The 26187-nt window shown below is 41.3% G+C and carries 45 protein-coding genes and 1 tRNA gene; 13 read left to right on the plus strand and 33 right to left on the minus strand.

Translation table 11 applies throughout. The annotated features are described in order from the left end of the window. The 32 genes from AC1M86_RS11225 to AC1M86_RS11380 all read right to left on the minus strand — a co-directional run bounded on the left by AC1M86_RS11225 (position 1) and on the right by AC1M86_RS11380 (position 18852). Positions 1–648 carry a hypothetical protein gene (locus AC1M86_RS11225; RefSeq protein WP_481607973.1) on the minus strand — a complete coding sequence of 216 codons (648 nt, stop codon included), beginning with the start codon at positions 646–648 and terminating at the stop codon, positions 1–3. Further along, a complete protein-coding gene (locus tag AC1M86_RS11230) occupies positions 630–1094 on the minus strand; it encodes a GNAT family N-acetyltransferase (RefSeq protein ID WP_481607974.1) in 465 nt (154 codons plus the stop codon). The genes AC1M86_RS11225 and AC1M86_RS11230 overlap by 19 nt, the downstream gene beginning before the upstream one ends. Further along, on the minus strand, positions 1091–1426 hold the full coding sequence (locus tag AC1M86_RS11235) for a hypothetical protein (RefSeq protein WP_481607975.1): 336 nt from the start codon (positions 1424–1426) through the stop codon (positions 1091–1093). Before AC1M86_RS11235 ends, AC1M86_RS11230 begins: the two co-directional genes overlap by 4 nt. After that, a complete protein-coding gene (locus tag AC1M86_RS11240; protein WP_481607976.1) occupies positions 1426–1818 on the minus strand; it encodes a hypothetical protein in 393 nt (130 codons plus the stop codon). Before AC1M86_RS11240 ends, AC1M86_RS11235 begins: the two co-directional genes overlap by 1 nt. Further along, entirely contained in the window at positions 1819–3207 is a 1389-nt protein-coding gene (locus tag AC1M86_RS11245; protein ID WP_481607977.1) for a packaged DNA stabilization protein, read from the minus strand. It abuts the gene before it with no gap. Positions 3208–3209: 2 nt separating this feature from the next. Continuing rightward, the gene (locus tag AC1M86_RS11250) at positions 3210–3656 is read right to left on the minus strand and encodes a hypothetical protein (RefSeq protein ID WP_481607978.1); all 447 of its coding nucleotides are present in this window, start codon (positions 3654–3656) and stop codon (positions 3210–3212) included. Then, positions 3649–4131 (minus strand): packaged DNA stabilization gp4 family protein, encoded by a 483-nt coding sequence (locus AC1M86_RS11255; protein ID WP_481607979.1) that lies wholly within the window; start codon positions 4129–4131, stop codon positions 3649–3651. Before AC1M86_RS11255 ends, AC1M86_RS11250 begins: the two co-directional genes overlap by 8 nt. Continuing rightward, entirely contained in the window at positions 4118–4510 is a 393-nt protein-coding gene (locus AC1M86_RS11260; RefSeq protein WP_481607980.1) for a hypothetical protein, read from the minus strand. Before AC1M86_RS11260 ends, AC1M86_RS11255 begins: the two co-directional genes overlap by 14 nt. A 13-nt stretch (positions 4511–4523) precedes the next feature. Continuing rightward, positions 4524–5045, minus strand: coding sequence for a hypothetical protein (locus tag AC1M86_RS11265; protein ID WP_481607981.1), 522 nt, complete (start codon positions 5043–5045; stop codon positions 4524–4526). 59 nt (positions 5046–5104) lie between these two features. Beyond that, positions 5105–6352, minus strand: a complete 1248-nt coding sequence (locus tag AC1M86_RS11270; protein WP_481607982.1) for a P22 phage major capsid protein family protein — start codon at positions 6350–6352, stop codon at positions 5105–5107. A gap of 11 nt (positions 6353–6363) precedes the next feature. Next, entirely contained in the window at positions 6364–7251 is an 888-nt protein-coding gene (locus AC1M86_RS11275; RefSeq protein WP_481607983.1) for a hypothetical protein, read from the minus strand. Then, positions 7241–9322 carry a portal protein gene (locus AC1M86_RS11280; RefSeq protein WP_481607984.1) on the minus strand — a complete coding sequence of 694 codons (2082 nt, stop codon included), beginning with the start codon at positions 9320–9322 and terminating at the stop codon, positions 7241–7243. Before AC1M86_RS11280 ends, AC1M86_RS11275 begins: the two co-directional genes overlap by 11 nt. Positions 9323–9339: 17 nt before the next feature. Then, positions 9340–10668 carry a phage terminase large subunit family protein gene (locus tag AC1M86_RS11285; RefSeq protein ID WP_481607985.1) on the minus strand — a complete coding sequence of 443 codons (1329 nt, stop codon included), beginning with the start codon at positions 10666–10668 and terminating at the stop codon, positions 9340–9342. After that, positions 10652–11179: a DUF2280 domain-containing protein gene (locus AC1M86_RS11290; protein ID WP_481607986.1), complete on the minus strand. Its 528-nt coding sequence runs from the start codon at positions 11177–11179 to the stop codon at positions 10652–10654. The genes AC1M86_RS11285 and AC1M86_RS11290 overlap by 17 nt, the downstream gene beginning before the upstream one ends. Before the next feature lie 45 nt (positions 11180–11224). Continuing rightward, positions 11225–11842 (minus strand): putative metallopeptidase, encoded by a 618-nt coding sequence (locus tag AC1M86_RS11295; protein ID WP_481608038.1) that lies wholly within the window; start codon positions 11840–11842, stop codon positions 11225–11227. A gap of 42 nt (positions 11843–11884) precedes the next feature. Beyond that, positions 11885–12070: a hypothetical protein gene (locus AC1M86_RS11300; RefSeq protein ID WP_481607987.1), complete on the minus strand. Its 186-nt coding sequence runs from the start codon at positions 12068–12070 to the stop codon at positions 11885–11887. A 59-nt stretch (positions 12071–12129) separates the two neighbouring features. Then, complete coding sequence (locus AC1M86_RS11305; RefSeq protein ID WP_481607988.1) at positions 12130–12627, minus strand: NinB/YbcN family protein; 498 nt, start codon at positions 12625–12627, stop codon at positions 12130–12132. Beyond that, the gene (locus AC1M86_RS11310) at positions 12627–12902 is read right to left on the minus strand and encodes a hypothetical protein (RefSeq protein WP_481607989.1); all 276 of its coding nucleotides are present in this window, start codon (positions 12900–12902) and stop codon (positions 12627–12629) included. Before AC1M86_RS11310 ends, AC1M86_RS11305 begins: the two co-directional genes overlap by 1 nt. Positions 12903–13145: 243 nt before the next feature. Further along, on the minus strand, positions 13146–13409 hold the full coding sequence (locus AC1M86_RS11315) for a hypothetical protein (protein WP_481607990.1): 264 nt from the start codon (positions 13407–13409) through the stop codon (positions 13146–13148). Between the two features lie 119 nt (positions 13410–13528). Further along, positions 13529–13605, minus strand: a tRNA-Arg gene (locus tag AC1M86_RS11320). A gap of 72 nt (positions 13606–13677) precedes the next feature. Further along, positions 13678–13896: a hypothetical protein gene (locus tag AC1M86_RS11325; RefSeq protein WP_481607991.1), complete on the minus strand. Its 219-nt coding sequence runs from the start codon at positions 13894–13896 to the stop codon at positions 13678–13680. Between the two features lie 164 nt (positions 13897–14060). Next, entirely contained in the window at positions 14061–14621 is a 561-nt protein-coding gene (locus AC1M86_RS11330; protein ID WP_481607992.1) for a hypothetical protein, read from the minus strand. Between the two features lie 10 nt (positions 14622–14631). Continuing rightward, positions 14632–15036: a DUF1064 domain-containing protein gene (locus AC1M86_RS11335; protein ID WP_481607993.1), complete on the minus strand. Its 405-nt coding sequence runs from the start codon at positions 15034–15036 to the stop codon at positions 14632–14634. Positions 15037–15133: 97 nt separating this feature from the next. Further along, positions 15134–15313, minus strand: a complete 180-nt coding sequence (locus AC1M86_RS11340; RefSeq protein WP_481607994.1) for a hypothetical protein — start codon at positions 15311–15313, stop codon at positions 15134–15136. Continuing rightward, positions 15310–15558: a hypothetical protein gene (locus AC1M86_RS11345; protein WP_481607995.1), complete on the minus strand. Its 249-nt coding sequence runs from the start codon at positions 15556–15558 to the stop codon at positions 15310–15312. Before AC1M86_RS11345 ends, AC1M86_RS11340 begins: the two co-directional genes overlap by 4 nt. Then, positions 15555–16229: a hypothetical protein gene (locus tag AC1M86_RS11350; RefSeq protein WP_481607996.1), complete on the minus strand. Its 675-nt coding sequence runs from the start codon at positions 16227–16229 to the stop codon at positions 15555–15557. The genes AC1M86_RS11345 and AC1M86_RS11350 overlap by 4 nt, the downstream gene beginning before the upstream one ends. Continuing rightward, positions 16222–17070, minus strand: a complete 849-nt coding sequence (locus tag AC1M86_RS11355; RefSeq protein ID WP_481607997.1) for a YdaU family protein — start codon at positions 17068–17070, stop codon at positions 16222–16224. Before AC1M86_RS11355 ends, AC1M86_RS11350 begins: the two co-directional genes overlap by 8 nt. Beyond that, positions 17070–17396, minus strand: a complete 327-nt coding sequence (locus tag AC1M86_RS11360; RefSeq protein ID WP_481607998.1) for a hypothetical protein — start codon at positions 17394–17396, stop codon at positions 17070–17072. The genes AC1M86_RS11355 and AC1M86_RS11360 overlap by 1 nt, the downstream gene beginning before the upstream one ends. Continuing rightward, a complete protein-coding gene (locus AC1M86_RS11365; RefSeq protein ID WP_481607999.1) occupies positions 17393–17629 on the minus strand; it encodes a hypothetical protein in 237 nt (78 codons plus the stop codon). The genes AC1M86_RS11360 and AC1M86_RS11365 overlap by 4 nt, the downstream gene beginning before the upstream one ends. After that, the gene (locus AC1M86_RS11370) at positions 17626–18177 is read right to left on the minus strand and encodes a Rha family transcriptional regulator (protein WP_481608000.1); all 552 of its coding nucleotides are present in this window, start codon (positions 18175–18177) and stop codon (positions 17626–17628) included. The genes AC1M86_RS11365 and AC1M86_RS11370 overlap by 4 nt, the downstream gene beginning before the upstream one ends. Positions 18178–18195: 18 nt before the next feature. After that, a complete protein-coding gene (locus AC1M86_RS11375; RefSeq protein WP_481608001.1) occupies positions 18196–18465 on the minus strand; it encodes a hypothetical protein in 270 nt (89 codons plus the stop codon). 147 nt (positions 18466–18612) lie between these two features. Continuing rightward, positions 18613–18852 (minus strand): hypothetical protein, encoded by a 240-nt coding sequence (locus AC1M86_RS11380; RefSeq protein ID WP_481608002.1) that lies wholly within the window; start codon positions 18850–18852, stop codon positions 18613–18615. Between the two features lie 103 nt (positions 18853–18955). On the opposite strand from AC1M86_RS11380, the gene AC1M86_RS11385 reads away from it, so the two are divergent. The 13 genes from AC1M86_RS11385 (at position 18956) to AC1M86_RS11445 (ending at position 24854) form a co-directional block, all read left to right on the plus strand. Then, positions 18956–19621, plus strand: coding sequence for a LexA family protein (locus AC1M86_RS11385; protein ID WP_481608003.1), 666 nt, complete (start codon positions 18956–18958; stop codon positions 19619–19621). Between the two features lie 230 nt (positions 19622–19851). Further along, positions 19852–20088, plus strand: a complete 237-nt coding sequence (locus tag AC1M86_RS11390) for a hypothetical protein (RefSeq protein ID WP_481608004.1) — start codon at positions 19852–19854, stop codon at positions 20086–20088. Continuing rightward, the gene (locus AC1M86_RS11395) at positions 20063–20464 is read left to right on the plus strand and encodes a hypothetical protein (RefSeq protein WP_481608005.1); all 402 of its coding nucleotides are present in this window, start codon (positions 20063–20065) and stop codon (positions 20462–20464) included. The genes AC1M86_RS11390 and AC1M86_RS11395 overlap by 26 nt, the downstream gene beginning before the upstream one ends. Before the next feature lie 10 nt (positions 20465–20474). Then, complete coding sequence (locus AC1M86_RS11400; RefSeq protein ID WP_481608006.1) at positions 20475–21488, plus strand: hypothetical protein; 1014 nt, start codon at positions 20475–20477, stop codon at positions 21486–21488. A gap of 11 nt (positions 21489–21499) precedes the next feature. After that, positions 21500–22339 (plus strand): RecT family recombinase, encoded by an 840-nt coding sequence (locus AC1M86_RS11405; protein ID WP_481608007.1) that lies wholly within the window; start codon positions 21500–21502, stop codon positions 22337–22339. Next, a complete protein-coding gene (locus tag AC1M86_RS11410) occupies positions 22320–22937 on the plus strand; it encodes a lambda exonuclease family protein (protein WP_481608008.1) in 618 nt (205 codons plus the stop codon). Before AC1M86_RS11405 ends, AC1M86_RS11410 begins: the two co-directional genes overlap by 20 nt. A 130-nt stretch (positions 22938–23067) precedes the next feature. After that, positions 23068–23307 (plus strand): hypothetical protein, encoded by a 240-nt coding sequence (locus AC1M86_RS11415; RefSeq protein WP_481588325.1) that lies wholly within the window; start codon positions 23068–23070, stop codon positions 23305–23307. Beyond that, positions 23307–23705 (plus strand): hypothetical protein, encoded by a 399-nt coding sequence (locus tag AC1M86_RS11420; protein ID WP_481608009.1) that lies wholly within the window; start codon positions 23307–23309, stop codon positions 23703–23705. The genes AC1M86_RS11415 and AC1M86_RS11420 overlap by 1 nt, the downstream gene beginning before the upstream one ends. Next, complete coding sequence (locus AC1M86_RS11425) at positions 23702–23926, plus strand: hypothetical protein (protein WP_481608010.1); 225 nt, start codon at positions 23702–23704, stop codon at positions 23924–23926. The genes AC1M86_RS11420 and AC1M86_RS11425 overlap by 4 nt, the downstream gene beginning before the upstream one ends. Further along, entirely contained in the window at positions 23919–24119 is a 201-nt protein-coding gene (locus AC1M86_RS11430) for a hypothetical protein (RefSeq protein ID WP_481608011.1), read from the plus strand. The genes AC1M86_RS11425 and AC1M86_RS11430 overlap by 8 nt, the downstream gene beginning before the upstream one ends. Continuing rightward, positions 24119–24427: a hypothetical protein gene (locus tag AC1M86_RS11435; protein WP_481608012.1), complete on the plus strand. Its 309-nt coding sequence runs from the start codon at positions 24119–24121 to the stop codon at positions 24425–24427. The genes AC1M86_RS11430 and AC1M86_RS11435 overlap by 1 nt, the downstream gene beginning before the upstream one ends. Beyond that, positions 24424–24597, plus strand: coding sequence for a hypothetical protein (locus AC1M86_RS11440; RefSeq protein ID WP_481608013.1), 174 nt, complete (start codon positions 24424–24426; stop codon positions 24595–24597). Before AC1M86_RS11435 ends, AC1M86_RS11440 begins: the two co-directional genes overlap by 4 nt. Continuing rightward, complete coding sequence (locus tag AC1M86_RS11445) at positions 24597–24854, plus strand: DUF551 domain-containing protein (protein WP_481608039.1); 258 nt, start codon at positions 24597–24599, stop codon at positions 24852–24854. Before AC1M86_RS11440 ends, AC1M86_RS11445 begins: the two co-directional genes overlap by 1 nt. Here the strand turns inward: AC1M86_RS11445 and AC1M86_RS11450 are convergent. Beyond that, complete coding sequence (locus AC1M86_RS11450; RefSeq protein ID WP_481608014.1) at positions 24851–25996, minus strand: tyrosine-type recombinase/integrase; 1146 nt, start codon at positions 25994–25996, stop codon at positions 24851–24853. The genes AC1M86_RS11445 and AC1M86_RS11450 overlap by 4 nt on opposite strands. Positions 25997–26187: the final 191 nt, after the last annotated feature.

Genomic DNA, 26187 nt, shown 5'->3' on the forward strand with positions numbered 1-26187 from the left:
TTAGAACATCTTCATTAGTTTCATTCCACCGAGCGTACCAATTGTACTACTCACCCCATTCCACATATTTGCACTAGCTTGACCCTGTGCAAGGGCTGCACCTGCTTGAGCTGCACCAGACTGCTGATAAAGGTTTGATATGTTACTTGCTGTCTGCATTCCAGCATTTCCAGTTCCTGCAGCAGCATTTTGTCCTAATGCTGTTAGACCTGCATAATTTTGATAACGCTGATTAATTAATTGATTCAACAATTGGGGTCTAAATTGCGCCAATGCTGCTTGAGTATTCCCCCCGCGCAATCCGCCAGTAGCTGATGCATTTTGCAAAATAGCGTTTTCACCTTGCTGTAAATAGGTTTGCATTTCAGCACTATTGTTTATTCCATCAATAGCAGCCTGTTGCTTATCTGCCCCATTAATTCCAAGTAAATCCTGTTGACCTGCTAGACCACCCAAACCAGCATCAGCGTAAGGCTTTAAGAGGGCTTGAAGGGCATCAAACTGACGACGCTGCTCTTCAACCCCCTTATCCGATGCTTCAATTTGGGCATTCGCAGCTGTCTTGGCTGCACTTTTTTGTGCTTTTGATGACATAACACCACCAACAACCGCACTACCCACTACTCCTGCTACCGCTGCAACTGGCATAAATATTCTCCTTTGGTAAGACCGACCACCACCTGATCGACCAACACGCCATTTTTTAAGAATGATTGAGTCAAAACACCTTCTTTTTTAAATCCAAGTCGAAGCGCATAAATCAGGGCTTTTTTATTAGTTAAAGGTGTATATGAAATTGCTTTTTGATATTTATTGAATAGGTAACTCAGCAGTAATCGCCCCGCCTGAAAAGCTTCTTTGCCACGCAGCAGCAAGCAGGTGTGAATTTCTGCTGTTACTGCGTTTTGTGGTACAAGCATGAATAGACCTTTGATTTCTCCATGTTGATAAATCCCAAGACATTCAAAGGTATGGGGTAATTGTTGAATTTCATGATTTTTAGATGCATCGTCTGAGATATCATTATTTACTGCAGCATCTAAAATCACTCGGTTTATAAGGTCTAGATCATTCAGGGGCTGCAATGTAATCATGTAACCTCTCGACCTGATGCGCGGATCGTTAACGAATCCGCAGCGCTTGCAATCATGCTAATCGCATCACCCGGCTCTAACACATGGCCAACCAATTCAGGGCAGACATAGGTGTCACCAGCTGCTACTGATTTGGTTTTAATGACTGCATTATCATCTGCCACCGACCCACCTTCAGGGACCAGATTGCAGCTAAATGTCACCGCTGCAGCCGTGGTATTGGTGACAGTCACCTTATCAATCATGGTTTTAGAGTTGGTGGCAATATATTGGTTTGTTTGAGCATCTTCTAACTGCTTAGAAGGAATAATACATGTGACTTTGACAGCCATCAGACTATCTCCAATGTTGATAATTCTTGATATTGAACGTGTGCAGGTTCTAACGGGTCATGAGTTATGGACTCATAACGAGGAACGGGACAATCCTGACTTGTTGATTCGTGACGTGGCGTTAAATCATCAAACTGGCAATTACACTGGTACACTGGTTCCAAAGCTTTAATGCTGGCCAGTTCATCGATTGCATAAAGCAACACCATTGCCAAGGCCGCTTGAGCCGTTGCACTCTCCGCCACGACCTGAACATTTTCAAGCCCTTCAAGCTGTCGCTCTAATTCATCTGGCAATAGCTCAAAGACCTGTTCAAATGCTTTCAGGGTCCGAGGATCTTTAAAGATTTTGGCTAAGTCTTCACGTCTTGGTGTGCTAGGTCTTTTAATCACTTACACCCCCAACGGCTCTATTTTGGCTTCTAGTCGCGCAATAGATAGCCGAGCATCAGAAGTGCCCTTAAATCGCTGTAGACGCCAGTTTTGCATATAACCTTGCTGGAACCACACAAGGCGCTTATTGCGCTGCCCTTGCCTACCCACACTTATAAATTTAGGCATGGACCACTCCATTCCATCAGTCGAGTATTGCGTATAGATGCTTGATTCTTTGCGGTAGGAATTACGACCAGTTAAGCCAACCAACTCAAGTTGATGAAAGATCACACCGCCAGACTCGTTGTAGATAATCGCTGTGCCGAACTGCCATTCGATTTCATTACCCCAGTGCTCACCGGTTTCATCAGTTAACACACCAAGCTTTGATTCAGTCGTATGCCCTACATACCATTTGTTATAGGCATAAGTCATATTTCGAGCTGTGTAGCCTTTGCCGCTATTCAGAATAAACCATGTTGGTTGACCGGTTGACTGCGAGGCAATAGCGTCATACACCAGAGTTTGATCTGGTAAGTGAATATAAAGCCATGAGTGCCCGTCTACCTGTCGAGACTCTAGCTGACATTCAGTTAATTGGCTTTCTGTGTAGCTTGAAAGGATCTGTTCAACTTCGCGGGTCGCAATCTTTTGTGCTGCCCCAGCCGATGAGATATAAACCGTGATGGCTTCATTTCGACCACTACCAAGCATTGCAATCGCATCCATGTAGATGCAGCATGTCCTTTTGCTCAGCGTTCCTTTCATTGTTTGAGCACCATCGATGCGCTGGAATGGGAAAAATTCACCCCCGACGTTATCAAATACCTCAATGGTATGGCGGTTTAAAACGTAGACTTCATTTCGAAGTTTAATCAGGCCCACAATAGGATCGGGATCAACCTCAGAAGAACCATATTTAAGCGGGTTTACTTCAAAGGGATTGTTGAGCTCAGTGATTACAATATTATTGCTATCACTTGTCATGAAATAGCCATCTACCCAGATCACATCATGTACTTCACCCAGATTTTCGTCAGTGACCTGCTTTAATTCCTCACCATCATATAAATACAGCGCATTGCCAGCATTTATAGCTAAATAGTCGAATGAGTAATCAAAAGAACATAGCCCACCTGCTTCAACATCACCGAGCTCTGTGATTTCACCATCTTCAGTAATCTTTATGAACTTGGCGCCACACACTCTGTAATGATCGCCGCGCCAGACTATGCCACCACGATCCACACCTGGTAAATCAGCAACATGGTTGATACCTTCCGCTGGTCGTAAATATCCAGCTGAAATCCCCTGTCCTTTAGGTACTGGAATCAGGTTGACAGGGTAAGCTGTACGAAAATCAGAGTTGTTATCTGTATAGATTCCATCAAGGATAGGGATTTGCATATTTACCCCACTCGATACCAGGTATTTGAAAGTTTGTCGTATTTCAATTTAAAGAAACCATTTGCATCTAAGGCATTTGGCGCACCAATCACAAGTGCATTATTCCCATCAATCGAGAAGTTATTCACCTGTTGAGCGCAAGCAACCAATAAGACTTGTCCATCTGTAACTTCATAACGTTCTGGGAGTTTAATAGATCCAGTTGTAATACTTGTAGATGGGTTTAAAACCAGATATGTGCCAACTTCATGATTATCGATATTTAGTGTGAAATTTGCATTCGGGTTGAAGTGCTGGACAAGCAAAGAGGATTGATTGCCCTGCTCTGGCTTAACAGCTTCTTTTAAAACATCAAGCGGCACACCACGAAAGTCACCATTATCACCACTCCAGATCACAACAGAATCACATGGACCAATACGATCCGTAGTATTTAAATGTTTATTCATTTGAGAAACTCACAGAAGTATCGGGCGCAAAGACTGTTTTTGTTGGTGTTTTTTCAATGAAAGGTAAACAACCACCTCTGTGACCAGCACCACGCGGTAATGATGGGTCAAGCCGTACACGCGGTGGATTGCTGAGCATTGCTAATTGAATCGTTTCAAACGCATCCTTTGCCATGGTCTTTAATTCAATCGATACAGCCTTACCAAAAGAACCAGCCAAACGAATCGCTAGATTTAAACGAACAGCTTCAACTGCATAATCTGGAATATGGGTTTCTTCATCTAGGTCGCCACTTTTGGCACTTGAGCCCAATGGGTAACCAAATCGGATATCCTTGGCATCCCACAAACCCATCATGGTATCAAGCTTGAGCTTTGCGCTTTCAACTTGATCTGGCTGCATGTCGAACACATAAGATGCAAGTCCTAGTTCCTCAAGAGCTTGCTCAACGATTTGTCTTTTAGTCCAGGACATCTGTCACCCCACTTTCTTCGTACATGTAAAATAAATCCTGAGCAATTGTTTGAATCGAGTACGCCTCAAATTCAATACTTGGATTCTCCTCGCCCATCTTTAACTTTAACTCTTGCCAAATATGTACTGCTTCATGGGTTAAAAGGCCGTGGATCTGGTTTATTGTCCAATTTCGATTGCAAAACTGAACAATTGCAGAATCATCAGGAAGAAAGGTTACACGTGCATGCGCTCCACCCTCAAGAAACTCAAATAGTTTTGGCTTACATGCCATCTTTAACAGTAATTTATCAAGCTGCTCTTGATTTGTGACTAGCGTGTAGCGCATGTGCTGGAACGGTGTTTCATGCCACTTAGGCACGTATTTATGCTTTAGCATGCTCACCTCTCATTTATTTTCCTAATTCAGCAGCGCCATCAGAACTTATAATTAATTCAATCAACGTCTTTTCAGAAGCATTTGACTTAAATTGAATGCCCTTTGATGCAGCCAACTCTTTAAGTTGTGGAACGGTTAATTTTTCAAGCTCCGCAATACACTCTTCATTTTCATTGGTTGCACCGACTGGCGTGGTATTGCCTTGTAATTCAGCAATGCGATCTTTCATTGCCACTACATCATTACGGAAAGACTCAAACTGTTTTAATAGATCGCCTTTTTCTTCTAGAGCTTCAACCAACTCCTCTTTAAGCTTGGTGTTTTCTTCACCCAGTGCATCGAACTGTTCTACTGGTACGAATGCAGATGAATCAATTTCAGAAACTGAGCCACCTGTAAGTGGTTCACGTTCAGGCAAATCACCAAAGCTTACCCAGCCAGAATCTATCAGCTCTTTTTCTGATTCTTCATTCGATGCAGTTTGGTATTCATATTTGGATTTATTGCCCTTGTAGAGCATTTTTGGATAATTCATTCCACTACTCCAAAAATGACGACGCCCGCATATAGCGGGCATTTGTCGTCACGGTTTTATTAGGTTTGATTTTCTAGCATGATGCCAGCCAATTCAGGGTTTAGCACTTCCACGTTTGCCCATACAAATAGACGATAGTTAGCCGCCAATGTATCAACGTTAGAGTCGGACAACATCACGATCTGAATGCCGCTGTCAGTGGTCGCTTTACGAACACGCTTACCAGAAGCTTCAAACGGCTCGGTATTGAAGTCAGCATGTACAATTTCAATCGCTGATTTTTCATAGAACACACTTGCTGCAGTGGTCTTTTTATTCAGGATAGTGATTGCTGAATCTGCTGCAGCACCAGTAGTCACGTTTGCATACGCTTTTTGAGATGCTGAAGTACCATCAGCTGGAACAATTGCAGGCGAAATCGTCCAATTGCCACCGTTAATTTCAAGAATACGGAATGTTTTAAGCTGACCAGTGGATTGCTTGTTGATATGACCAACTGCATAAACACCTGCAATAGTGAATACATCACCAACCGCAGCACCTGTACCAGTTTTTACTGCTAAGGTCTGAGTTCGATTATCAGCTGGAATACCATTTGAATCAGCAGAAATTGGCGTATACGAGTGCGCACCACTAACTAAATAGCCAGCACCTGCAGAACCAGCAATTGATTTACCATAATCAACACGGAAAGTGTCGAAGCCCGCAATTGGTTGTAGGGTTGAACGCTGATAAGCATTCATTGGCGCAGTATTCATTGTTTGACGACCAGCAAGGTTGCCAGCAATGTTTTTAGCCATTCGAGGATTGAGCAACATAATACGCTCACCACGAGTCGCTTGTTGCTCAAGCATAAGCGCATCCGCTTCTGCAGCATCATCATAGGTATCAATAGCAGCTGAATTAATCACTGCTAAAGTGCCGCGTTCTGCAATACGGTTAGCAACCAATGTATCCAGCTTGTTAGAGAGCAAGATGTTTGAAGTTTTTACGATATTGTCAAAAGCGTAAGGATTATTTAGATCTACACCAGTCAGCTTTACAGGAACGTTACGGATGTGTGATTCAGTCAGAGTAGCTGGAACGGTGAGTTCTACAAGATCCTTGTATTGACCAGTGATGTCGCGACCATCAACAATTTCGGTCATTAATGGCATTGGACGGTGAAAAGTTTGACCATTTAAAGCAAGTGCTTCTGCAGGTGCTTTGTATTGAGAAACGTTTTTAGAGCTGATATTGGTTGCATCAAATCCAGCAACAACATCATCGAAGAAAACGTCAATTTTTTTAGCAAATGAGTTTGACATATAGATTTACCTTATTTCTGTAGAGATTTTTTATATTGAATGAGTTTGGTTCGGTCGCCAGTGCGTGCAGCCTCAGCTTCGAGTTGCGCTAACTTTTGATCCACTGCACCAGCTAATCCAGCAGAGCCACTTGGCTTCTTTTCTGGTTGAGTGGCTGGCTTACGTGTCTGAATTTTCATTTGAGAGTCCAGTTTTGCTGCAGCAAATGCGAACTGAATTGGGTCTGTAATTTCAGAAAGCTCTTGTGCTTTCTTTGGGTTTTTCCCTAAGTGGTACAAAATCAATTCAGGATTTTCAGCAGCATGAATCAAAATGCCCTGTTGGGTCGCTGTGAGCTTATCTTTTGCAGCTTCTTCCACTTCCTCAAAGTCACGAACTTTGGATGCTACATTTTGACGACGCTCTTCATAGCTAAGCATCTTCTGCTGCCATGCTTGCTTAGCTTTTTCCTCTTCAGCTTTTGTTGCTGCCTGTTGTTGCTCGACTTGACGTTTACGCTCATGCCATTGTTCAACTGCGGTTTCGAATTGATCTTCGTCATAATCGAAGTCAGCAAGCTTTGGTTTAGGTCCAACTTCAATTGGCTTTTCAGTTGGTTTAGCCTGTTGCACCTGAGCTTCTAGCTCTTTGATGCGTTTACGTGCTTCCCGCTCTTTTTTGCGAAGATCTTTTACCCATGCTGGTGCGGGTTTGCCGCTAAAATCATCATCGGATGATTCTGGCTCTTCATCACCTACTGTAATGACAAATTCTTCATCTTCAGACGTCTCACCATCAGACTGATTTGATTCATCTTGGGTTTCTTCTGGATCCTCCTGACTTTCAACTTCCTGATTGTCTTCAATCAGGTCAATGTTGTCTTCTTCATCCAGTTCTTTACGCAGTTCTTCAATTGACATATTGCATTTCCTCGTTCTGTGTAGGCTGAACGGTTGCCTGTTGTGGTTGCATGCCTAGCTGACTGATTGCCTCAAGCACTGCTTGTCGCTCATCCATGTCTAGGCGAGTCATTAAATCGATTGCTTTCGCTTTAGTTTCTTCTGCTCTTGCTATCGCAAGCTCAGTATCTGCTTGTGCTTTAATTGCAAGTGATTTGTTCTTTTCAGCTTCTGATTGCAGATACAGCGTATTTGCATCAGGTTGTTGATTTTGAGCCTCTTGCGCTAATTGCTGTGCTTCTTCTTTGGTTGGCTCTACAACACCCATACGCAGTAATTTCTTGCGGTAATACTCACGAACATCACTTACACCTTCACCTTCCATATTCAGCATGATCATGGATGACAACACTTGTTGATCCATTGGGTCAGATACCATTGGGAGCATGTTGGTCAGTGAGCGTACGGTTGCATTGCGCTTACTTGTCGATGTTGGTCCAATATCGATTGCGACATCAAACTTGGCTTTGGTTAAGTCATTAGTGTGCTCAACCTCGCCAGAAGTCGGGTTATAAACAGGTTTAAACAACTCTATCGAATCAATCTCGTCCTGATTACCCACCGTCTTCATCGTTCGACCATCTTCAATGTAGAGTTCAGAAGCCATGGACAACCAAATTTCACCAGATCGACGTACAGCCTTAGCAAAGTTTGAAATATAGATGAAAGATTGCATGCCAAGCTGGTTTTGCACCAAATCAATAGCTTCTGCACTCACATTAGAGCTTATCTTTTCACCCTGCTCTTGATTCCCTAGAAGATCTTTAATATCCACTTCTGTTAATTGAAGTAACGCACCCATTGCTGGCGGTACGTTTGGCGGTTTGGTGTAAGCCATTGGTCCTTGAGCAACAACATTGCCCATCGCATCTTTAAGTGGGTGAGCTAACAGGAATGGATAATTCTCAATATTGTCACTCGCCCACATGTGCTGAACGCCAGCAACCTGTTCAGGTGCTAGAATCGGCTTCTCAACACTAGATGAAGCACTGATTTCACCAAGCTTAGACAACTGCATATTCTTGAGTCGCTGAGCGTCCTTGCAAAGCCGCACATGGCCCATGCAACGCTCTACGTTGTCGATGTACCACCGCTTTCCATATACAGGCACGATTGGAATATGACGACCAGCAATATAGCCGTAATCCTCAAGAACACCCTGACCTGACATAAGAAGCTTACGAACGCGCTTGCGTTCAAAATCTCGCACACGAACTTCTTGAGCGCCTGTTGAATTTAACTCATCAAGAATGCTTGGATCTTCTTCAAGTTGTTCTGCTGTGTAACGCTCTTCAGATCCGTCAATTAAGCGGAAGATGTGAATCTTTTCCTTAACCTTTTCGACCTTGTAGTATTCAGCGACATAAACAGAATCTTTCGATGCCCAATCAAACTTACTATTTGATATGGTTTTATCCCACGATGATGGATCTTGGTCTTCACCGTATTCTTCTTTAAATGCATCACAGGACATTGAAGTCAGAACAAAACAGTATTTAGCATCTGCTTTATCTTGGCGTTTTGCATCAGGATCAAAGAAAACACATGTATCAGCATCAAAAATAGGCTCTATTCTGATTCGTTGATGCTCGTTTTCTTCATCATCCTCATCTTCATATTCAGCACGTAAACGCCAAGCACCAAAGCCACCGCCTACCGCTTCTTCGAATGCATTGTCATAAGCTTCATCAGCACCAGAATCCTGCTCATCTGCACGATAAAGCTTTGCACATGTATCAGCTAGATCATCGTTATTCACACCATCTTTGCTAATGAAATTCACACCAATGCGGTTGTTGCGATACTCATTGATAATGCGAATGACAGCCAGGTGAATCTTATTGACTTCAAATTTAGGCTTGTTTTCAAACTGCTCGCCCAACTTGCCTTCCCACTGAGCACCAGCAATAGAATAAAAACGACGATCCTCTAAGCACTGTTTACGTTCATCAGCAACAGCACCTTGAGCTTTATCAAATTGTTTCTTTGCGGTTTCGTGGATTTTGGCAAGCCGTTTTGTTTTATCAGTCACGACTTGACTCCATTTGATTACCAACGATTGACTGTTGGGATTGGATTGATTTCTATTGGTTCTTGTTTGATCTTGATTGGGAATAAATATGCAATCGGATATGTGCCTGCATCATTCATATGGTCAAATCCAGCGCTCTTATCAGGCTGCCCATTATCATCATAAATCTGGCGTTCCTGACATTTAGCGAAGCGTGGGCATTTATCCGTATTAATAAATAAACGTCGAACTCCGAGTGTATTGCACAGCATTCCGTTTGTTGAATTAATACGATCTTTCACTGATGGGTTTGTTGTGTTCACAAACACTTTAAAGCCGGCATTTTTAAGCAATGAAATGTCTGTAGAACTTGCACCAACTGTTTTACGGTTATCACCTGAAGCATCAGGATAAATACCTATTTCATGATCTGGATAACGCTCTTGAATTGCTTCAATCATTGCTGGCGTATCAAACAAATCAACAAACTCATCCACCGCATGCATTGTTTCGCCACGTCGCACATAAACCACAGCCGACATTTTGGTAACGTTAAAGTCCATGCCGATATGGAGCACATCATTAGGCTGAACAGTCTCACTGGATGCATTGAGAATCCGGTTATAACAGTAATAAATAACACCCTGATAAGATTCGAAACTGGCTTCATACTCTTGGCTAAATGTTTTCGGATCCATCGTGCGCTTTGCTGCATCGATTTCATCCTGTGGAATATTTCCGCCTTGTAATGATGTATACGAGAAGCTTCGACAGTCAGGTAAATGTCCAGGTTGTCCATCCATGAAAGTGTCATAGCAATGGTTAAAGCCCTTCGGTGTGCCTATCCTTAAAACATGACCGCCTACACGGTGTTCGCCATTAACCACATACTTACATGTTGAAAGCATCGGGCGTAGCACTTCTTCCCATGCAGCCCACTTACAGTCTGCCCATTCATCAATGATTAGGAAAAATAAGCCAGACCCACGCAGATCATCGTAGTTATCCAAGCCAACCACACGCATAACATGACCACTTTTAAGTGTAATCACGCATTCAGTTTCGTTTGGCTTACCTGCACGCCATGATGGTGGAATAGCTTGCTTTAATCGTTTCCAAAAAACACGCTTAGCCTGCTTAAATGTAGGTGCTGAGTACCATATTTCATCTTCAACCGATACATTCCACTTTGCAGCCAATCTAGCAGCACGACGCATTTCTGCCTTAGCTAAAAAGGTTTTACCAAAACGACGCCCACAAACAGCATCACGGAAACGTGCGTTTTTCTGCCATCCCCATAAATAAATATTTGCCTGTTTAGGTGTGAGTTTTACCGCTCCATCTGGTGGATTAAAGAATTGGCTCATCTGGAATTTCCTCATCAGGGTTTAGGCTGATTTTGTAATCTTCCTCTGGAGGTCTTGATTCAGGTGGATTTACTTCGCGCTTAAGTTTTTCAAGTTCTAGGCGCTTTATTTCAATTTCAATCTGTTCTTTTTCAGATAGACTACTCGGACCAGCATTCCTGCCTGACTGAAGCAGCCCTTGTGCCTGTTTAAGAACATTCTGACGCATGACCTTATTCCTACCCCAATCGTCATACATCTTTTGGAGTTCTTTAAAATGAAATGCTTTATTGGCTATAGGAATGTCTTCGATATTTTTTCTAAATTCTTCTCGAGTCTTCTCAAAAAGTTCTTTTAATTTCTTACTTAGATTACGTCCAACATATTTTGTTGGGTCATATGCTGCTACTTGCTGACGACTAACTTCAATTTTAAAATCTTGTTTTACAGCGTCTGCCACTTGTTGAGGTGTTTCAAAGCAAGCAAGAGACTGAACTATAAAGATTTTTACAGGCTCTTTGAGTGCTGCCATATACACCCCTTTGTAAAATGACGTAAAACAAAGTAGGCAAAAAAATTAAGCCAACTTCAATAAACACGTACCACATGCTTGAGCAATTTTAGCCTTACCTATCGTTGGACCATTGTTTGCAAGCTCTACCATCTTCTGAACATCAGTCGAAGCACCATAACGTCTAACCACACCATTGAATTCTTCAACGTCATGACTTCTCATTTCTAAAGATGGTCTACCTTCTTGATCATACATAGGACCATGATTGCCTTGTTTGTGACCCAAGTGATAAAGCTCATGCTCAATCAACGCCATAAACTCTGTATCTGAACACTCTGAGCAAAATAGCGCATCCAATGTAATTAATGCTTTTGGTAAAAATCCAAACCACTCAATCATTTGTGTTTCTTGTCTGTATTTCTGCCAACCACTTACTTTGAACTGAATAATTTCAGCTTGACCTAAAACTCTTTTCCCGCGTTTTACATACCCAGAATCACACCAAAGAAATGCTATGCCACTATGATCAATTAAATGAGCGTGATCCTCGTTAAATAAATCACTATCCTCATCGAGTATGCATTCATGAAGCCAATCAATAATATCTTGAGCTGGTGCAAATTTAGCTTCCAAGCACCATTCATGCTCTAATAGATCTTTTGGTGGAAGTGGTCTATTCATATCTTCAGCCATTAAAAAACCACCCGAAGGTGGCTCTACATTTTATTGATTGATAACAGTTTGGATATTTAAAAAATTCATGAAGTTTTGTAGATTTTCTTTACTAGTAAAAGCTATTTCGCGGTAGTGCTCATCAGAGAAGAAAATTTTCAAAGTATTATTATTTTTAACATTAACAACTGTAATAAGTTCAATATTTATAACTAAACTGCCTACTTGAATAAACATACTACCCTCATATTATAAAGATTATTGATCGAAGATAATATTTACTCCCATGCAATTCGTCAATCAGCTTGCGCCCACATCAAATCATCAGGGGTGTTTAAATAACATCCCTTGCTTAAACAGAAAGTGTGGATATCGTTTAGGTACTCGGTAAATTGATCCACTGTTGCATCGGTGGTGCTTATCAACTCATTCAACCCATCTGCCACAGCTTGGTATTGTGGATGCTTCTGCTCTTTCAAAACCTTTACTGCAGCAAATGTGTTTCGATACTGACTAACATCATCACGATCATAGATCCGTGCTAAGAATCTTTTCTTGAAATACAAATGCTCTGTATCTTTATCAGTGCCCTGGTGTTTAGCCCATTGTGATAGCCACATCCAGTAAATACGATTCTGCGCCTTACTCCGGTCATCTTCTTTCTGATTAATGCGAACAACTAATGGTTTACCCTGATCAATTGCTTGGGTATGCCATGCATTTAGAAAGCCGATAGTTTTGGTGATGTTTTGATGTGAGTCGATGATGAATGTAGCTTCGAGTTTCTGATTCATCAAAACACCTCTTCAACCTTACTCATCATCACTTCTGTCTTAACCAACCATTGCTCAAATAGCTTCTTGCTTTCTTCTCGGCTACCAAGCTGATATGTATCCAATAAGTAATGGCAATTTCTACACAGGCTCACGGTAAATTTATCGTAAGCTTTTCGACCCATCGACTTCCCATACTCTGACCAATTGGCATGACATGCTTCACTCGGTGGTGGATTACCACACCTCACACAAGGCAACTTACGAATCTCAGCGAGTCTTTTTGCGTTCCGCATTTATCAAATGTCTTAAGTTGTCAGTTTGGATTCTGATTTCATTCATGCGACGCTGACAATCTTGTTTGAATGATTCACGGCTATTTAAGTGATTAAGATGCGCTAGATGATAATGATCGCTCTCTAGCTTCTTAAGGCTTTTCTCAGCTTCTACGATATCGACCATTCGACACCTCATAAAAAAGAAAAACCCCGCCAATTCTTAAGAATATATAGCGGGGTTTTGTGCCGTAATGTGTTCGGCTAGTCTAAAACATACCCATCGACTTGATGAATCCAATCCCATTTAGATAAGATTTCATCACGCAAATCGGCTGCATTCATGCCACTCAGCAAATACACGGTCTTTGTCTCCCCTTGAAATGTGACATGCTTCCGTACATAGAACTCAGTCTCACGAAATCCTGTAGTTGAGCCAAAACTTTTTGTGATCGATGGTTCTTTTCGGTCCAAATATTTCTGATCAACTTTCTCACCATTTGAATGACCGCCAATAAAAAATGTCATCTGTAAAGCCTTTAAAAATTTAAAGACTAAGTATAGCATATTTTTTAGGCATTAATTTTAAAAACCTTTTGCATTCATACACTTGCATTCATTTGACTTTCAAATGATCTCAAAAAATATGGCGCGCCTTACAGGATTCGAACCTGTGACCATCCACTTAGAAGGCGGATGCTCTATCCAACTGAGCTAAAGGCGCATGGCGCCCTGATATTGCTTACACCAACATTTCTCAGAGCAACAAAAAAGCCCACCTAAGTGAGCTATTGACCTACATTATATACCCAAGTCTCTTTAAGTCCTTACCATCATATTCAAACATTATGAATGTTGATCGTATATTTAATTCCTTGATTTGCTCTTCGTTATCAAAACTTAAAGCATGTTCAATATTTCTACTCACAGAGCCATCTAGGCTTGCCAAATAATCATAGGACTCTTGACGCCCTGCGTTGGCTGTACTAGCGGTTATCAGAACAATTTTCGCCATTAATCCCCTCATTTGTTTTAAATTATTGGGGGGATACTAGCACAATCAAAAACTAAAAAAGCCCACCATTTGGCGAGCTTAATTTAAACATGGTCTGAAACTGCGTAATACGACCAGTATAGTTTTACTATACCTTAGTTATCATTTAAATGATAGCCCATTACTCAAACTTCTTTGTAAGTATTTTTCTTGTACTTTTTAATTGACTCCGATGCGGATTTGATTGCAGTCTCCAACGCAATCACCATAAGGTTTTCGTAATTTCTCCAAGTTAATCGATATACATTAGAACTCATTTGATATGACTTAATGCCTGCGTAATACAAGCGCCCTTGTGCTGTAAAATTATTCTCAAGTTCTGGATTCATTGAAAAATCAATCACCATTCTTGCAATCAACCATGCCAAATGATAAATCGCAATATGCTCTGGCTCTTTTCGCTTATCCTGCAGGGCGCCATTCATCATTATCTTCGCTAGATGATTTCTAATGTACTCATAGTCTGATTTTGCCAAATCCCCATATATAATCAAACTCGTCACTGACTTCTCTAATTGAGTATCCATACTCGCAATAGCACCAAGGCGATCTTGATAATCTAAAGGCTTTTCTGCAGTTCCTCGAACAGTAGGCTCATAATTTGCAGTTTTAGCTGTAATGCCTTTAGCCAGCCATTCAAATGGTTCAAATTTTTCAATCGCTAAATCAATATTAATTGTGCTCATCCCCATCCCCTTAAAAATTCTCAAACTTCCAACCGCTTTGCTTATCCCAATAGACCGCCACAAATGGGATCGGATGCATTGACGCTGCGACCTTAATCTTCACTTTTGCATCATCTTCCCAAAAGCCTTTCACTTCATGCGCCTCAAGCTCACCATTTGCTTTCATTACGATAAAATCAGGCGAGTAGAATGTTTTGTCTGCCAAGCGAAACTTGATTGAATCGAAGGCGAAATACTGGATTTCGCCCGATAGTTTTAGTTGTTCTAAATGTTGAGCGTATTTGCGCTCTGTATTGTTCATTACGCCCTGTTTAAGTCGCCCTAGTGCTCTTGCACCACCTTTCGACTTGCTAGCCGAAATGGTGGATTTCTGGCGCATTTGACGAGCTTTGAGTTGCTCCTCTGTCATTCTCACTACTTCTTCACCTCTTGGCAGTGAATGCAAATCTCTAAGTCGTAAATCCAGCAGTATTGGAATTCATGATTACAAGCATGAATAATTGTTTGCTTATTCACCCCCTCCACCCCTCAACCTCCCCAAAACCCACATAATTTCGCTCATCTTCCGCTTTAAGCAATTCAAACTCAGCGTGAATAGCATCCCATTCCTGTTTTAGTGATTCATGAGTTTCACCAAAAGCTAGACTTGCAGAGCCGTTTAATTTGTCTCGTAATGTTTTTAGATCGTTCATGCTGCTACCCCAAATAACTCCTTAGCCTTAGCTGTTGCCAAATATTCATAAATCGATACTTTTTGAAGATAGCCACACGACACTAAGTCATTCATGCATTCGCGTATTGTTGTTCTAGTTCCATCCAATACAACTTCTGAAACATCACCAACTGTTATCTGTCTCGGTGTATGCACTGCAAAAATAAGAATATCCAGCCGTCTTTCAAACGATGTTTTACCTTTGGGTCTTTTAGACTCTCTCATGCCACACCTCCAAACATCGGCTTATTACAACCACGCACTTCCATTTGTGCTTTTTTAAACGCCTCTCCCCACGGTAACCCCTTCCTCATAAACTCAGATGTCAAATCACTAATACGTTGACTTTCCTCGCTAAGCTGAAACTTCCATTTTTTCTCAACACCTATCGATACTGTTTCGGTAGTGCCAATTGATTTTGGCGGCACATACCACTCTTGTTGACGGCCTTGCATCTGTGCTTTAGCCAGGTATGTTTCATAGATCGATTTGAACTGCTTGAATGCTTCCTTCATGCTGCCTTGCTCTACATGGTAGTTAACCGAATCCCAAGCCTTTTTGGTCAATGTTGTGATCTTCAATTTGTTTTCAGCAAAATCTAAATCTGATTGATTTGAATAATCACATGCACGCTGCCAAGCCTCTTGAGCTGTCCACCACGAACCACTTACGCACCAGCCTTGGAATTCAGCGATGTCAGGCATGAACTTGTTACCAGGTGCCAATAGTCGAGCCATACCTTGATTAAATTGCTCGTCAGTAATTCCAACTAAAGCGCCTTTGATAATCATGTCGACAATATGCGGTTCCATATCCCCAAAACGTTTAGCAAATTGAGATGCGTACTTACCTCGTAAAGTTGCAAGCAAAGTCTCTTCTTTGGTGAACTCACGCATGACCCACCTCCTCAATCAATACAGTCTTTTTTGGCGACACATCCAGTTCTTCAGATGCTTGACCCATGTTGTTGAAGTAATCGTTCCACTTGTTTTGTTTTGCAGAGGTTTGGTACGTAGCGATAGGCTGTTGCTTAGCCATACGATTTTGATACCAGTCTGCTCTAAATGATCCCCATTCTTGTTTTGCAGCAAACTCGATTGCTTGAACAAAATTAAGGTTTACAGCCTCAGCTTGAAGTTTGATTTCTTCGATAGCCAATTCTGTGAACTCAGAGCCTTTGCGTTTTTCAATAACTGCTGTAGCGAACTTTTCACCTACTCCCATCTCAACCAAAGCGTTAATAGCTTTCTGTTTTTTAGTTATGCGTTTAGGCTTCGGATTTTGTGCAGATTCTTCTGCACCGTTATATATATTGGTTACTGGTTCTTGGTTATTGGTTAATGGTTTATGGTTAGGTGACGCTTCGTGCTTTTCTTCACACGCTTCGTGCACGTTTCGTGACGCTTCGTTTTTAGATTTACGTTTTGCTTCACGCTCCTTGGCGATGCGTGTGTTTGTTTCAGCTTTTGCCTTGTAATCTGCAAGCTCATCCTGAATACGTTTTTGAACATATCGACCATCGTCTTGAAGCTCAAAAAACTTGCTCAAAACAAATTTTACAGCTGCAATTTCAGCATCATCACGTGCCCAAGCCCAATCCAATGCCTCATCTAATGTTGGGAAGATTTCGCGGTCATAAATTGCATCCATAAGCAAGGTGTAGGCACCATGCTCAAGCATTGATAAACGCCCTGCTTTCTTTGCGTAATCGCCTAGATTTCTTTTGTAGTAGTGCATTATTTACCACCTCGCCCAATCAATTGTTTTGAGAGATCAGACACCTTTTTCGCTGTACTTAAGTCGAGTGTGTATGTCCAAACATAATCACCAAAACATGTATCTGTTTCACCCACCCACTCCCCAACTTCCAATTGGTTTTGAAGATAAGTGAGCAGTTGATCGTAAGCTGGTTCACAATCCCACTCTGGCTCATAACCACCTGAGCACCAGTAAAAATCACCATTTTCATGATCAAAAAGGTCTTGCGTGTAGAACTCAGGGTCTAAGCGCATTAATAGTTGTATAGCTTTACGATTGTTCTTTTTAATCTGACGCTCTTTCATGCCGCCACTCCTTCACTCACTAACTTCAACTCACTTGCTTTTGCGTAAACAGAAGTATCAGGCTCATCAATTGGTTGTAACTCAATTGGGTATGGGTCAGAATTAGTAGAAATTACAAAGCCAATAACCTTGTATTGTTGCCCTTTAATCAGGGTTTTATAGGTCGTGCCGTTGTGAATAAGTGTGTCATCAATCAAAGACTCAACAATATCGCCAACTTTTAATTTGCTCATGCCACGTCCTCCGTAAACAGTAACGGTTGGATTTGACGCTCAAGATCTGCAACTTTTTCAGCAGCTAGCGGCTTAATTTTTCGACCAAATAAAGCGAGATTCCGCCCTGCTTGACTTGCAATATCAGTAGCTCTTTCATACTCAAGAAGTGCTTTATTGAATTTAGAAATTAATGTCAGGTTTTGAGAGTTAATTTGCTCTGCCATTTCATCAAAAGCATTGATGTAGCATTCCTTAAACTGAGCGGCTTTTTTACCAGTAAACCCCATAACCAAAAATACAAATCCGTTTTTGGTCATTTGGTACATTGGGCGTTTTTCACCTTTGGCGTCTGTATATTCAGCCAGCGCAAAATTGCGCTCGTTAAATTCTTTTGAACAATCAATATTCTTTACAGCTCGCAAAACGTCACGATGGTTTTTTCCGAAGTGCTCAGCTACCAATAATGTGTTGGTAATCACTTCTGATGTTTGTTCTCCATTGAATTGGCGAGAAACAACTTCAACCAGATTTGTTTTTTGAAGCTCAAACTGTGTTAAAATTTCCATGTGATTTGATCCCTTAGATTAATGACCGTTCAGCTCAGTTGTTCCAGCAACTGGGCTTTTTTCATTCCGTTCGAAATGTTCATTTCGTTTTGTGGTAGAAGTCACACACTCGTCATTAAGATATGAATCAATCGCTTGTCGTTGCATATCTTTAAGAATGAGGTGTCTTATGTACTTACTATTCGACCATTCACGCTCCCCTGCTTGGTCAGCAACATGTAAAGCCTCAGCTTCTGTTAAATGTGTGGGTACACAAAAAGGCTTTTTTTCACGTTTGGATGTCAACATATCCATTACCTCGTTTTTTAAAAATTTTTCAGCTAAAAATTCAAATACCATTTTGCGGATTAGCATCCCGACCTCTGCTCCTGATATGCACTTAAAATCTAATTTGTATATCGCCCAATCTGGGCATCAGTTAAGTTTTGATTTTGATTAAGCAGCCACATTTACGGTTTGACCTTTGCTTGCACGAAGTGCCTTGTATCGCAGGTTGAGTGCTGATCGATCTGCTTTTAAAGCGCCTTCAGTCAAGATCTCAATGACTGCTTGCATTTGAGGCGGTATTCCGTTTTCCTCCCAATCATTAAGAGTTGAACGTCCTAGCTCTATTTTTTTAGCTAATTGAGCTTTATTGGGCACCGAGTGAAGGGAAATTAAATCTTGTACATTCATATTCCTATATCCGAACTTATTGGTTCGGTTTATTGAAACATGAGTTCGGGTATTCGTCAACATTTTTGTTCATAATCTCGAACATATATCTATGGGTGATGTTATGGCTACGACTTCAGAGCGTATTATTGAAAGAATGAAAGAACTTGGACTTTCTCAAGCCGATTTAATAAGAGCAACTGGTGCGGGTCGTGCTACCGTGTCTGGCTGGATTAACGGTTCGAATGATCCAAGTGCTAAATATTTAGATTCTCTTGCAAGTGCTTTAAAAACAACTACATCCTATTTGCTTTCAGGCAATATGAACGTCATAAGTAGTCGCACTGAGTCAAATGTATCAAGTAGTCCAATTGCTACAGTCTTCTATGCTCCCTTAATATCTTGGGTGCAAGCAGGAAGTTGGACAGATATGAATTCAGTGGAAAATTTAGAAGATTGTGAAATTATTCCTCTCGTACCTGGTGCTGGTAAAAGAAGTTTTTATTTAGAAGTTAGAGGCTTAAGTAATGCACCATATTTTGAGGAAGGGGAAAAAATTTGTATTGATCCAGATTGGTCAATAGAAAATATACAAACAGGTGAGATGGTTGTTGTTAAGTGTGATGGTGAAGCGACATTCAAAGCTTTAATTGTAGAGCCTAATGGGTATTACCTAAAACCTTTGAACCCTAATTGGGCTGAACAAGTTATCCCGCTGAAAGAAAATTGCGAATTAGTTGGTAAGTATGTTGGTTCTTTTAAGCCAGCCAAGAAATTCAATCTTATTTAAATAATAGAAATTTACAAAAATATAACCGCCTAAATGGCGGTTTTTTTTCGAGAAAAGAACAATAAAACGAAATACCGAACAAAAAAATGATAATTTTCCGAACAAAAGTGTTGACATTAATGTTCGGTTATACGAACATGTGTTTACAGAAAGCATAAAGCCCCGAAGTATAAATCTTGCAGGATTACTTCGAGGCTCTTGTAAACACTTACACGCTTACGGAGTTAAGTATGAATCAAATACATCCAAAGAGTCAAACAACTCAAATCCTATATCAGCCACCTACTAAAGCTGAAATGAAACCTAAGTCATTCATTAAAGACACCATTCACAATATTGTTATGGCCCTAGTCGTAGTTTCAATTATGAGTGGTCTCACAACTGCTTGCTTCTATGCAGCCGACAAAGAAGCTGAATATCAACAAAATCAAGGAGCGCAGCATGAACGCAATATCAATTCAAAGTGATTTGTTAGCGCCTTGTTTTCCAGCTTTTAAAGTTGAATCGGAAATTGTCTTAGGTGATCGAATCCAATTTGTTTTAAGCCTTGGTTGTTGTTCGATTGATTGCTCAATGCCTGTGCTTAAAACCACACAAAGCTTTTTGATTAACCACACTTCCGATCCACAAAACGAAATTGATTTAGATATCGACTCATGGAAAGCCATTGAAAATACGCTTGTTGATGTGCTTGCAAGTGATGGCGTGGCGATTCAAGAGGGTCAGCAATTCATGCTCACAGATGATCAAATTTATCGATTAAATGAGCGCATCGAGTGGGCTGTTGAAGAAGCTTTTGAAAAGGAATTAGCAGTAAAGAAGTTGGCTGCTGAAGAATACTGAGGGATTGGAAATGAATGCAAAATTTGAATTGGAAGTTTTGAGTGAAAACTCTAACGAGGTTGTTGAGGCTTTTAAAACTGAAGGTGGAGCACAAGCCTTATTTGATCGTATTGCTAGTCAAGCTAGATCAATTGTTCCTGATTTATCGACTGATAAGGGTCGCAAAGAGATCGCATCGATAGCTCGTAAAGTTGCTTCCACAAAAACTGCTTTTGATGCTCACGGCAAAGCCCTTAAAGAGCAATACACGGTAATCACAAACAAGATCGATGCAGATCGAAAACTATTCCGTGACCAGTGTGATGCACTACGTGATGAGATTCGCAAGCCGTTAACTGATTGGGAGAATGCTAAAAAAGCACGCGAAGCAGAGATTCAGAGCAAAATAGCTGAATTTGATAAAGGGCGTATCGATATTGGTTCTCCTGCTGAGCTAATTAAATCAGTAATAGCCGAAATCGAATCAATCGAGATTGATGACTCATTTGATGATTTCAAGGACGTTGCAAAGCTTCGTAAATATGAGTGCTTAGAGCACATGAAAGTCATATTGATCGAACGCGAAAAATTTGAAACAGAGCAAGCAGAACTCGAAGCACTGCGCCTTGCTGAACAACAACGCATTCAGCGTGAACATGAAGAAAAAATTGCTCGTGAAGCTGCCGAACGTGCAACTCGTGAAGCAGAGGAAAAAGCTCGTTTAGAAGCTGAACGTGTACAACGCGAAAAGCTGGAAGCGGAACAACGTGAAGCTCGACTAAAAGCAGAAAAAGAAGCCGCTGAACTGCGTGCTGTTCAAGCTGCTGAAAATGAACGTAAGCGTCTTGAAGCGGAGACTTTTGCTAAGGCTGAGGCAGAGCGCAAGGCTGAAGAAGCGCGTTTGGCTGATGTGGAGCACAAAAAGCAAATCTGTGGCGAGGCGCTTAAAGGTTTGACTGATCTTGGTGTGAGTGCTGATCAGGGCAAAGCTATTCTGAATGCAATCAATAAAGGCCTGGTGCCTCACGTTTCGATCAAATTTTAAGGAATAAGAATATGAATGCAGTAGCTCAAACAAATCCAGTATTGCCAGCAAATTCACAAACTTCAAACCTTGTGCTTGATCCAGTGGCGATGCAAAACATGGTGTCTTTTGCAGACTTCATGAGTAAGGCAACTATCACCGTGCCGAAACATTTGCAGGGTCAGCCAGGTGATTGTCTGGCAGTAACTATGCAGGCCATGCAATGGGACATGAACCCTTTTGCGGTGGCTCAGAAAACTCATATTGTGAATGGAAACCTTGGTTATGAGGCTCAGTTAATTAACGCGGTCATCATCTCTAAAGCCCCTATTGTTGGCCGTCCCAACTATGGGTGGTATGGCGACTGGTCAAAGGTGGACGGCAAGACTTGCAAAGCTCATGACATTGGCGTCCGCACATGGGTAACCATTAAAGGCGATTCAAATCCACGTGTGCTTGATGTTTCATTTGCTCAGGTTGGCACCGTGCGTAATTCGCCTTTATGGGTGAACGATCCAAAGCAGCAAATCGCATATTTGGCAACCAAGAAACTGGCTCGACTGCACTTTCCTGATGTGATTCTGGGTGTGTATACAGAAGATGAATTACTGGATCACGCGCCAATGATGGATGTAAGTCCTGCTGAAAATAATGCTGAATACCTGGCTTTTGAAGCTGAGCACTTACCTAATTTTCAGAATGAAGCGCAGTACGGATCTGAGCGATTGCAAGCGGTATATGCAAGCCTACCTAAGAGTGAACATAAGCGTATCTTCTGGACCACTCACTCAGTTGCTTTAAAACAAGTTGCTGAGCTTGCAGATCAAGCCCTATCACGCCAAGGAGAGACTTATGAACATTCTCCAGCGTAATGATGATTGGCATGCTCAAAGATGCGGAAAAGTTACCGCATCGCGCATAAAAGACATGGGTGCTAAGCCAACCAAAGGTAAGAGGTATAACGCCTTAACACTGACTATTCTTTCTGAGCGCATCACTGGCGTTCAGGAGGAATCAAAGCCTACAACAGCAATGCAATGGGGAATTGATCAAGAACCTTTTGCAATTACTGCTTATGAAAATGAGCGTGGTGCGATTGTTTCAAACGTGGGGTTGGTTGACCACCCTGCTATTGAAATGAGTGGGGCGAGCCCAGATGGCTTGGTTGGTAAAGATGGTCAATTAGAAATTAAATGCCCATCCACAACTATACACTTGAACACCATTTTAATGGATGAGGTGCCTGCTGAACATATTCCACAGATCACATGGCAGTTGGCTTGTACTCGTCGAGCGTGGTGTGATTTTGTGAGTTACGACCCTCGCCTACCTGAACATTTACAGCTTTTTATTAAAAGAGTTTATGCAAAGGACTTAGATATTCAGGGTGTTGAAAATGAAGTGATTGCTTTTAATCGCACTGTCGATATTGCCTTAAAGCAGCTACAGGCTTTCGAGGTGGCAGCATGAGCTACACATACAACAGTCAAACTCGCACAGTTGAAATCACATGCAGAGGCAGAGTTAAAACTTATAGAGATATCAATCTATTCGGGATTGAGTCATGCATCAAAGATTTTGTGAGCACGTGGGGGTATAGATGATTTTTAGAATAAAACAGCGCGACCTTCAAGCCTTCAAAATATGGCTTGTACTGCTCGGGTATGTACAGAAAGACCTTGCTGACGGTGGCGCGACATTTAAAGGCAAAGGCACAAAGTTGGATTATGTGCTTATTGATTCAAAGATGAGTGGCAACTCTGCATGTCAGAAGTTGTATGAAGAATTCAAAGTCCATTTGGTGAGTCCATTGGATGTGAAATTAGCGAAGGTGGCGTGATGGATATTCAAAGAGATATAGATCAATTTAAGTCTGAGATATCAAGAAACCACTATTTCTTGAAAAATTTGGAGAAGAACTTTCAGGGTGATTTTGAATGCTTCTTTCAATTAAATAAAGAAGGCGGGTTCTTGCTACATGAAGCTAAACTCTCTTTTGAGGCATGGAAAACAGCCAAAGCGAGTGTGGCGGAAGGGTTTGTTTTGGTATCGAAAGAGCTTCCTGAGACTATTGCTGAAGCCATGGCACTAGAACGTGTTCCTAAGCCTTTCGGGGAGACCGATCCTGTATGGATTGAGATATCGGAAAGGTCTTATAGAGATAGTCTTTTAAGAAAGAAATGGGATTTGTGGCGTGACTATAAAGCCATGATCGAAGCACAGGAGCCAGCCAAATGACTGAAAAAATTTTTAATTTTACGGTACCTGTGTCAGGTCAAGCATCTTTCTCAGTTGTTGCTTCAAGTTATGAGGAAGCTCTGGAGAAGATTAACAATGAAGATTATTACATAAAACCTGAACTTGAAGATATTGATTGGGACTTTGGAGACCGGGAATCATGCGAAGTCTTACCAAAGTGCTATACAACTGAAGATATCAAGGAGCCAACCAATGACTGAAATTCAACGCACAAACATTGATTTTGCAAAGAGCTTTCTTGAATTGATTGGTCCACGTGTGGGAAATGGAACAGGTATTCAAGGCACATTAACAGATGGTGAATTAGGCGCTCTATATCACATCGTTCAAGAGTGGTTATTTGAACATGATTTACCCGAAAGTGTGGTGGAGTCGTTGGGAGAAGTGAGCTGATGAATGTGAATGTTCTACCAACTAAAACCCAAAAATATCATTGGCTACTGGTCGCCTATTCATTTAAGCGTAGAGAAATAAGTGGAACTGGCTCCTTCACTCACGGTGTTTTAGATGAAGGTCAATCAACAAATATCACCAAGAGCGATTTAAGTTTCATAAAAAAAACTGCCAGTGAACAATGTGGGCTCATTAATGATGAGCTACTGGAATGTTTTGTTTTGTCGGTATCATTTCTTGGAACCATGACCAAGGATGAATTTAATGATGAAGAAATAGAAGCAGGTAAAAGATTGGAGGTGTTATGAAATGGTACTCAATGAGCCAAGTATCCAAAATGCTTGGCTTTGGGAGTGTGAATACTTTCAAAAAGCACTATCTTGAAAAGTATCCTCCTGATCGTGACACCCCGACTTATAAGGGTTACACGGAAAACACCTTATTGAAAATGAAAGCTGAAATTTTGGGAGAGGCGTGATGGGATGGATTAGTGTTGAGGATAGATTGCCTGAAGTTGAGCCTAATACTGATGGTGTAGTTTGTGCAGTAGTGTGCTCTTTAGGTAATGTTTACAGAGCTAGGTACATGCATGATGTGGAAGGTGCAGATGTTGATACGAAATATTGGTCTGAATTTGTTGTTGATTGTTTTAGTAAAAAGGATCATGAGTACTATGAAATAAACGCCAAAATAACCCACTGGCAACCACTTCCAGAACCACCAAAAGGCGCTTAATTAGCGCCTTTCATCCAACTATCAACCTCGTCAGAATACCATTCCATTAACTCAACCCTTTCCTCCCAGTATTCAGCACGGTTGTAAATGCCACGAATACGATCCTTGGGAACGTGTGCAATCTGGTATTCAATTGCATCAGAGCGAAACTTTTTAGAGTTGTTGGCGTGTGTTGAAAATAGTGATCGGAAGCCATGGGTTACCATCTGACCGCCATAGCCGTTTCGTTTAATCAACGCTAATACTGAATCTGACGGCATGTGATGACCTAAACGACGACTATTTTTAAAGATATACCCATCATCTTCACGATTATTATATAAGTCTAAAAATAATTGTTTGGTGCGCTTAGTGAGTGGCACTGCATGATCCCGACGCATTTTCATACGTGATGCAGGAATTACCCACACATCATTTTCAAAATCAACCTCACCAGTATCCCATCGCGCTTTTAATAACTCAGAAATACGAACCGCTGTGTAACATGCAAGCTTCGCTGCGTGTAACACCGATTGAGTTGTGATACCTGAATGTAATCTTTTCCAAAACTCAGGCATTTGAGCAGATTCAAGCGAAGGCATATTGCGAACGACTTGCTGTGGGATCACATCACTCACCAATGCACATGGATTCTTTTGAGTGTAATCAGATGCAATCGCAAAGTTACACACTTCATTTAAAAGTCTGAGTGAGCGCTTTGCAGTCTCAAGCGTGCCTTTACCCACCATTTCCTTAACTTTCTTAACGACCTGTTTTCTTTCTAATTCATCAATTGGAGTGTGTGCAAAATCTTCTGAAATATAGTTGAGTCGATAAGTAACTGTATTGATGTATTTTTCATTGGACCAACGCGGCGTCATCATTTTGACCCATTCAGCAATCACCTCCTTAACCATCGGTGAATCCAAGACTTTGCCTTGTGCTTCAGCTTTATATTGTCGCGCAAGCTGGCGAGCTTCTTTGCACCCAACATCAGGATAAACGCCTAATTGCTTACGAGTCTGTTTACCATGAACTCGATAAGATAAAACCCATGTCTTTTTACCCGATGGCAACACATCAACCGACAATCCCTCACCGTCCGCAATCGAATATCTTTTTTCTTTTGGTTTTAAGCTTTTTACTTGAGAGTCGGATAGCACTTTTTAAACCCCTGTTACACGCGTGTCACACCTGTGTAACACTGTATCGTGATTAAGTCTGATTAACAATGATTAAGACTGATCAAGATTGACAGAAACATCAGGCGATAAAAAAGCCCTAAGTCATTATAACTTAAGGCTTTTAGGTCAAATTTGATCGAGATTAATTAAGATTGATCAAGCTTGATAAA

Source organism: Acinetobacter sp. ANC_7654 (assembly GCF_056779855.1).